Raw genomic sequence first — 1,893 nt, forward strand, 5'->3', positions numbered from 1 at the left:
TAGAGATCAAGGGGTGAAAGTCCCCGACCATTGAAGGACCAGCAATCCACAAGGTCCCCGAGTCATGCGTTGCATACCGCGAGGTATGGGGCGAAGCGTTGACAGGGGTGTTGACAGGCCAGCCATTGAGCCACGAAATGTATATTAAATTACCGGGTGCCGACGTTGTACTGTTAACGGAAGGCAACATCATAGGGTGCGATACTGCGAGTGCCACATGGACCCGGCGGGGTCTGAGACCCTGGCATGTCAATACGATCTCTACGCGGGAACCGGGAGATCTCCCCTCTGACCATCTGCCAGTGTCGGAGATGGCCCGCACCGGGAAGACGAGGAGTCATAGCCGGTGATGTACGGAGAGGAGAAGTCGGACTCGCTCATAGTAGCGGCGAAGCAGGCGAACAACCCGAAAGGAGCGGAGTCAGTGGAGCGAAGGAGCGGGGCCAAGGGGAACGCGGAACAGCCACACATGCGCCGGACACAGAGCCGGGAAAGCATGTCACAGAGGCTGTCACGCGTGCGGGAAGCTGCGAAGCAGCGGAAGAAAGAACGGTTTACAGCATTGTTCCACCTGCTGACAGTCGAAGCACTGGAAGCCGCATTCCTCTCCCTGAGCAGGAAAGCGGCCGCCGGAGTGGATGGCATCAGGTGGATGGACTACGCCGGAAACATGAAGAACAACATAACAGATCTGCACCGGAGGCTACATCAGGGCAGCTACAGGGCGCAGCCCGGCAGGCGTCACTACATCCCAAAAGCGGATGGAAAACAACGCCCGCTCGGCATCGCCTCGCTGGAGGACAAGATCGTCCAGTATGCGCTGGTGAAAATCCTGAACGCAGTCTATGAAAACGACTTTATGGGGTTCTCATACGGGTTCAGACCCGGGCGAAGCCAGCACGATGCACTGGACGCACTGGCCACAGGGCTGGTACGCACTAACGTAAACTGGGTACTGGATGCCGACATCAGTCAGTTCTTTGACAGGGTGAGCCACGAATGGCTGATCAGGTTCACAGAGCATCGGATCGGCGACCGGAGGGTAATCAGGCTCATACGTAAGTGGCTCACAGCCGGGACGTCGGAGGAGGGTCAATGGCGAGCAACGGAGGAAGGCACCCCACAGGGTGCGGTCATCTCACCGCTGCTGGCAAACATATACCTCCACTACGTCTTCGATCTGTGGGCGCATCAGTGGCGACGTCGCTATGCCACAGGCAATGTGGTAATGGTCAGATACGCCGATGACATCGTCATCGGGTTCGACAAACGATACGATGCCCGGCGCTTCCGTATAGCCATGCAGCGCAGACTGAGGGAGTTCGGACTCACGGTTCACCCGGAGAAAACCCGTCTGATGGAGTTCGGCCGCTTCGCTGCCGAAAACCGTGCCATCAGGGGAAAAGGCAAACCAGAAACGTTCAACTTCCTCGGGTTCACGCACATCAGCGGGAAAGATCGCAACGGCAGGTTCATGCTGATACGAAAGACCCGCCGGGATCGGATGACGGCAACTCTGAAAGCCATCAAAGACGGTCTGCGAAGGCGCTGGCATTACTCAATCCCCGAACAGGGAAAATGGCTCAGGAGAGTGGTTCAGGGATACCTGAACTATCACTCGGTACCGGGCAACTTCCCCACCATGCAGAAGTTCAGGACACACGTAACAAACCTCTGGCGCCGGGCGCTCAGGCGCAGGAGCCAGAAGGATGATACGACCTGGACGAAAGCAAACAAACTGGCAGCCGCATGGCTACCAAGGGTTCGGGTTCTTCATCCATGGCCTGTGGAGCGGTTCACCGCCAGACACCCGAGGCAGGAGCCCGGTGCGTAAATCGCGCACGCCGGGATCTGTGCGGGGGGTATCCGGTAACGGGTATCCCTACCGCGACA

At 58.1% G+C, this 1,893-nt stretch carries 1 protein-coding gene; it reads left to right on the forward strand.

The annotated features are described in order from the left end of the window. Positions 1 to 346 precede the first annotated feature (346 nt). Positions 347 to 1,834 (forward strand): group II intron reverse transcriptase/maturase, encoded by a 1,488-nt coding sequence (gene ltrA / locus L2I46_RS28990; RefSeq protein ID WP_004178082.1) that lies wholly within the window; start codon positions 347 to 349, stop codon positions 1,832 to 1,834. Positions 1,835 to 1,893: the final 59 nt, after the last annotated feature.

The sequence above is a fragment of the Klebsiella sp. 2019SCSN059 genome (genome assembly GCF_021739525.1).
In the GTDB taxonomy this organism is placed as follows: Bacteria; Pseudomonadota; Gammaproteobacteria; order Enterobacterales; family Enterobacteriaceae; genus Klebsiella; species Klebsiella quasipneumoniae.